The sequence below is a fragment of the Paraburkholderia humisilvae genome (assembly GCF_902859855.1).
Lineage (GTDB): Bacteria > Pseudomonadota > Gammaproteobacteria > Burkholderiales > Burkholderiaceae > Paraburkholderia > Paraburkholderia humisilvae.
The window spans coordinates 1-6,274 of sequence record NZ_CADIKH010000153.1; the positions used below are offsets into that span (position 1 = coordinate 1).

Annotated in this window: 3 protein-coding genes and 3 pseudogenes; 5 read left to right on the forward strand and 1 reads right to left on the reverse strand. The window is 57.7% G+C overall.

Going from position 1 to position 6,274, the window contains the following annotated elements; all coding sequences use genetic code 11:
- Both HV796_RS39595 and HV796_RS39600 read left to right on the forward strand, forming a co-directional pair.
- Positions 1 to 319: pseudogene (locus tag HV796_RS39595) on the forward strand (hypothetical protein); the annotation flags it as partial.
- 286 nt (positions 320 to 605) lie between these two features.
- On the forward strand, positions 606 to 2,018 hold the full coding sequence (locus HV796_RS39600) for an ATP-binding protein (RefSeq protein ID WP_175233205.1): 1,413 nt from the start codon (positions 606 to 608) through the stop codon (positions 2,016 to 2,018).
- Between the two features lie 87 nt (positions 2,019 to 2,105).
- Here HV796_RS39600 and HV796_RS39605 read toward each other — a convergent pair whose 3' ends face one another.
- The gene (locus tag HV796_RS39605) at positions 2,106 to 5,090 is read right to left on the reverse strand and encodes a TrlF family AAA-like ATPase (protein ID WP_175233206.1); all 2,985 of its coding nucleotides are present in this window, start codon (positions 5,088 to 5,090) and stop codon (positions 2,106 to 2,108) included.
- Positions 5,091 to 5,476: 386 nt separating this feature from the next.
- Between HV796_RS39605 and HV796_RS44890 the strand changes: the two are divergent.
- The 3 genes and pseudogenes from HV796_RS44890 to HV796_RS39615 form a co-directional block, all read left to right on the forward strand.
- Positions 5,477 to 5,605 (forward strand): annotated as a pseudogene (locus HV796_RS44890) (pyridoxamine 5'-phosphate oxidase family protein); the annotation flags it as partial.
- Positions 5,606 to 5,892: 287 nt separating this feature from the next.
- On the forward strand, positions 5,893 to 6,057 hold the full coding sequence (locus HV796_RS39610; protein ID WP_377694304.1) for a sugar-binding transcriptional regulator: 165 nt from the start codon (positions 5,893 to 5,895) through the stop codon (positions 6,055 to 6,057).
- A 27-nt stretch (positions 6,058 to 6,084) separates the two neighbouring features.
- Positions 6,085 to 6,274, forward strand: a pseudogene (locus HV796_RS39615) (IS6 family transposase); the annotation flags it as partial.

The window sequence follows — 6,274 nt, forward strand, 5'->3', positions numbered from 1 at the left end:
CGAGGAGCTGGCGCAGGCTCGCCGCGAGATCGCGCGCCGTCCCCGTCGCGACGTGGGCGGGCGGCGGGACGCCGCATCGGCGGTACTGGTCCGGCCGCTTCCGGCAGACGAGGCGGAATCGGATGACCGGCGGCTGGCAGTGACGATGACCGGCCGCGAGTTCTTTTCGCTTCAACGGCTGGCGGCCCACTACGGCCTGCCCAGACGCGCCGTGCTGGAGCGGCTGGTCTGGTGGGCGGATCACAGCGTCGTTCAGTCGTTTGGAGAGGACGATGCGGCGTTTAACCGTTATCTGCATCGGGTAACGGAAAATAATTGAAAATCGCTGCTCTTAGTTACGCGTAACAGAAAATCGCTCCTGGTTCGTAAAAGAGGCGGGAGTGGCGCAACAATGATGGGTCCGGCCGCGAAAGCGGACGGGCTAACCACCGGCGAACGAGAACAACCGGCAATCCATTTGCAGACTTAGACGTGCGATCGCCTGCCGCTAACGTGCCTCATCTCCGTTTTCGAATGGCCCCACTTTTTTGTCCAAGGTGATTAAGCGCGTTTATCATGGCCGGGAGACTCGTCAGCGGCGCGAGGTTAGACTTTGGGGGGGCGGGATGACAATATTGGGATTTACCAGAGACGATCTGGGCAACAAGATTAACAAGGTGCTGTCATCAGCCCATCCGATTGACACTCCAGAGAAGCTTAAAGGGCGAGACGAATTGTTGGAGGAAATCGCGCGTCTGCTATACATGGATGGGCGGAGCGTATTCATCTATGGTGACCGCGGCGTCGGGAAAAGTTCGCTTGGTGCCACAGCGGCGTTTCAGTATCAGACCTCTGATAAACCGGTTATCGCCGTTGGAGGGGCGCTAAACGAAACGTTCAATTCCATTGTTGCCAATATCGCAAATCAAGCGCTGGGTTCTTCTCGTACATATTCAGTGAAGAAGACATCGAACGCAGGTTTTGAATGGCGAGGTCTCAAGTGGTCGCTCGGTCGCGAGGTCAGCCAGAAAAGCATCATCGATGAGCTGCATACAGTCGGTGACGCTGTTGATTTGCTGGCCGAGGTCGCGTCCGTATATGCCGAAAAGCCGATCATGTTGCTCGATGAATTCGATGCTATTCCGGATGTCGCTGAGCGCAATCTCTTTGCCGCATTGCTCAAGGCGCTCGGGGACAGGGGCGTCAATCTCAAGTTCATCTTCACAGGGGTGGGTCGTTCGCTTGAGCAACTGCTGGGCGCGCATCTGTCGGCTCAGCGGCAGATCGTCGGGGTCGAAGTGCCTCGGCTAGGCTGGGACGCCCGCCTCGAAATCGTTACGGAGGCGGCAAAGCATTTTGATCTGGGAATGGACAACAACGTCAAATATCGCATTGGAATCATCAGCGATGGGTTCCCGGCCTACATACATTTGATCACGGAGGAAATGCTCTGGCAGGCGTTCGACGATTCTGATATCTGCGGAGAATTGGGTTCCGACCACTACATCTTGGGGCTTCGGAAGGCGATCGGCAGGGTCACCATGCTGTTGCGTAAGCCGTACGAAGATGCTGTCTTGCATCGCGACGACGAAATGGAAGATGTGGTTTGGTCAACTGCCGACAGCGAGGACACCGCGCGCAATGTGGATGCGATGTACAGATCGTATCTTTCGATCGCTGAAACGAGGGAGCGCGATCCTGTGGATCGCGGCAGATACGCTGAATTGCTGCGCAGGCTCCGCACCACTGGATACGGGGCGATACTCGAAAGCGTAGAGAAGCGGGCTGGATGGTATGTGTGCAAGGAAAAGATGCTACGAGGGTATGTGAGAATGCAGGCCGAGGCTAACGGAGTGGAGCTCCATGGTGAAATGCCAAGTCAACGGCAGCGCATGACGGTGCCTTCGAACGTCCGCACAGGATATACGGATCTATGCCACCAAAGGGCACGCGCTGGCCGCGTAAGTAGATTCAAAGTACAAAGGTCAAGGGCGGCACGCGGAACCTTGTTGCTTTTCCCTCGGGGCCCACACAATTGACCGGCTTAGTTATGTTTCTCGCCTCGTTTCGAATGCAACAAAAGCGGTATGCGTATTTGGGTGCTGCCGTACCTGTCGTCATTCTGATCAAATGGAAACCCGCAATCGCCTGGCGCGCTCCTTGAAGGCTCGTTCGCCACCTTCGAGGATGTCGCAGACATGCTGCCGAATTTGCGGGTTTTCGAGGCTGCCACTCTCGTAGGCAATAACCGGCAACCGACCAGACCTGTGCGGCCCACATTGAGCGACGATCACTTGATCCGCATCGGTATTTACGACTAGGTTGGCGTTGTGAGTCACGATAATGATCTGGCGCCGCTTCTTGGCATCGCGGAATCGATGTACCAGTTCCTGAAAGATGGATTGCGGGTCCAGATTTTCTTCGGGCTGGTCGATGATAAGCGGTCGGTCGTCTTCCGCGTCGATAGCGAGGTACAACAACAGCAGGACGATGCCTCGGGTTCCGGGCGATAACTGTTCGATATCAACGCCGTCGTATTGCAGACCATAGCCGACCGTAATGTGGTCGGTGCTGTACAGCCAGTCCGATATGCTGCGCGCCCATCCGCGGAAGTCCGCGTTCTCGGGCATATGCGTCTTAAGCGCCGCTTCCTTGGCCTTGACGAAGTCGAAAAGGGCTGCGGCTGCCTCCGTTGCGTCCCCCGTCTCCCATGCCGCCATCAACCCCGCGCGCGCCGATCGCAGCAGTTCGCCGCGTCCCTTGAAAGGGCCGTTGGTACGCAAGTCGAGCAGGCTTTCGCCTTTGGCCGCCCATTGTTCGAGGTCGACCATTCGACGGACCGAGAACGACAGCTTCGACAACGACCCTTCGGCTTCATCAATACGCGTCTTGATCGGCGCGTACAGATCCGCAAGCTCTTTCTCTTCTTCGACGATGGCCTCAAAAATGGCGGCGTACGCGGTTCGTCGCACATTGACCAGTGCCCGGATGCGTTCATCAGCTCCCTGAATGCGCTCAATCTGCTGGACCACCTTGGCCCATGCGGCCTCTGCCTTGGTAATCTTGTCCGACAACGTCGTGAAGCGTTTGGCGTTCTGTGCGTCGACGCCGACCAGCTTACGCAGCCGAGCCAATTCCCGCTCAAGCAAGGAGAGCGTCTGATCGGCGAGACTCGCATGTGCGGGAATGAGTTCGATGGACGGGTCAGGATTTTCCTGAGCCGTAGGATCGGTTTCCGCAGGCCCTTGTAACGTAGTGATTGCGAGATTCGCCTGTTTGATGCGTTCCGTTAGCAGGGAGTCCACTTGGCCCACGTAGTCCAGTTTGAATGCCTCCCAGTCTGCGACGCTGAGGCCGGCATGTCTGCGCTCGTCTTTCAGTTCGGCCAGTAGGGACGGCGCCTGTCGGAGCCGGAAGTCACTCACGTCATCCTGCAGATGCAGTAGCGCTTGATGTCGCCGCTTGGCCTGGTCCACAAGGAGTCGTTTAGCATCTACGGCCAGCGACACCTGCTCATGGCGTTTGTCGCGTTCCTCATTGCCCTTGGCGACCAGCGACTTGCGATCGATCTTGTCTTTTTCGATCGCGCGTTTCTTTTCATCCCTGTCTTTCTCTAGCGCCTTGAGACTGTCCTTCTTGACGCGCTCGTCGGTGAGGTCCGTAGAGGCCCTAGTCAGCGCCTCTTGTTGGCGTTCGCGCTTCTGGCGTGAGCTCTCCAGACGAATGTCCAGCAGCTCCTTGAAGGAATCGGCCCCCTGCCGATCCGTCATGGGGTGGGCATTGAAGATCACGCGTTCGATCTCCATCACGAGCGCGTCGTTCATGCCTTCCGCCGAGCAAAGTTGATCCACGAACTGCTGCGACAGGTACTGGACATACGGGCTGGCCAGCAAGTCCTCCATGTCGGTTTGAGCGAGTTCGTTGCCGGTCTTTTCGCCCGATGCCCATCGGAGTTCGGCGTAACTGTCACCTAGGTATTGCTTGGCGCGAAGGATGAAGGAGCGTTCGTTCAGATGCGGGGAGAGGGCGAGGCCGCCTGCCGCAATCAGATCGGCCAGCGCGGTTTTACCGGAACCTCTCGCGCCGATCACGGCAACCAATCCCGCGTTCAAATGAACGGTGCCCTTTGCAATCCAAGGCGCGTTTGTCACGGACACGGAGTCGATGGTGTGACTGTCCAGCGCGCCGCAGGGTGGCTCTGCGCCGATGAAAACGCGTTCTTCGGGTTCGATGCAGGTCTGGCGTAACGAGTCGAACGTCAGGTCACCCTTGATCCAGCAGCGGCGGTCGCCATCGGGCTGCCCTGCTTTGGCAAGCGAATGCGCATCCGACCCGTGCAGGCAGAGTTTGCATCCGTTGTATTGGCTTTCAAGTTCGCTAACCGAAGCAGATTCCTTGCCCAGCCAGAAACGGATCTGTTTGGGATTGGCGCTGAATACGATGTGTGCCAGGCGCTCGATGTTTTTTCGCTGCGCAGCGAATGACGCTGTCGCATCCCGCAGACCCGACGTGCCGTCTTTTTCTCCGCCGGCCACAGCGATCAGGGTGTTGTTCTTAATCCATTCGTTTTTCGACAATGCCTGCCTGAGCTGATCGAAGCTCACCTTAAACTGGTTTGCGCCTTCGGATCGTGCTGCTTCGTCGTCAGTTAGTGACGGTTTGTGGGCTCGGCCCAGACGAATGAGGTCGCTGCGCTGGCAACGATAGGACTCGCCCAGATAGGAGAATTCGAACTCGAGGAGGAAGCGCTTGATGCGCTCGACGTGGTCGGTATCCTGAGGCGAGAAGAGAAGGTGGATGTTAACGGCCGACGCTTTCGCGGTTTCGATGCCCAAGCGCAGCTCGACATTAGGGAATATCAGACCCACGCCAGGCATACGGTCGCGGCGCTTCTCGCCAACGACCTGCTCGTAACGCTCGATACCAAAATAGTCGGTGATGCCTAGGGCGCGAATGGGTGGGCTGGAGGCCTCGATGGCGCCGAGGAACGCTTCCCATGGATCAGTGCCGGCATACTGGTCGTTCAGGGCGGTGCCGGGTGTATGGATGTGTGGGTCCCAGCGATGCCAGATCGAACCTCGCTTGCTTTGCACATCGTAAACGTCGGCCATACGGTCCCCAGTGGTTTCTTGTGGCAGCGTCCGCAAGGTCGCACGACAGCGGTGCGATTTCAATGCAGTTGCAGCGTGGAAGTCTGACTCCGAGTGCCGAGAATATAAGCCATTTTCTCAAGCTGGCTTAGCTGCACCTTGTGGGATTCTCCGCGATAGCCTTGATACCCAGCTCATGGCCACGAACCGTTTCAGAGACAAAAGTCCGTCATTGCCGTCATTAGCGTGCACGACGAAAGGGAAAGCTCGATTGCTATGCGAATGGGATATTTCAGGTGGCTAGCATGCGCGGTGGACAACGTAATCAGTGGGATGGCGGTCGTAATGCGGTAAGTGGCGATATCAGCGTCACCGAACGAGCGTCCGCGAAGGCCAATATGGCTCGCGAAGTTTGGGCTGGTGTCTTGCCTTTGGCGTTGCAACCACAGCCACCCGTGGTCGATGCGGCGCCGTCCGGTTCGCCCGGTTATATGCAGCAGTGGCATGAGACCGCGTGTGCGCGTACGGCGGCGTGAAGCACTTCGGTCAGGGTGTTACTTGCGATGAAGCGCATCGAATTCGCATGGTGCGCCGTCGTTCTGAACGTTCGCCGACTTCCACCGCTTGGCTTGTCGAGAAGACGGCACTATGCGCTGGCGCGATCCCAACGTAGCCCGCCTCCGGCCACTTTCGGTCGGCCGACAGCCACCCTTATATTGACGTCAATCGTTGACGCTGAAGCAGCAGATTGATGTCTCCATGGGCGCTAACCGGGTGATCGACCGATAATGACCGGGTGTCTACGCCAACTGAGGGCACACACATGGCCTTGTCCTCTGAACTCGAAGCGCAGATCCTGCGCTTCTACCACGTCGAGAAGTGGCGCGCAGGGACCATTGCCCGCCAATTGCATATCCACCGTGGCACGGTTCAGCGCGTACTCTCGCAGGCTCTGGTGCAAATCGGCTTGGGGAATCGGTTAAAGTAGCCAGCCATATGAAATGGGTAGTCGGTGATGAGCAAGGGCACGGGGCTGGAGGGGTTGTTCGATGGACGGCATTTTGATCGGGAGATCATCGTCCTGTGTGTTCGCTGGTACCTTCGCTACAAGCTCAGCCTTCGCGATCTGGTCGAAATGATGGCCGAGCGGGAATTGTCGCTGGCACACACCACGATCATGCGTTGGGTAAGGCGATTTACACCGG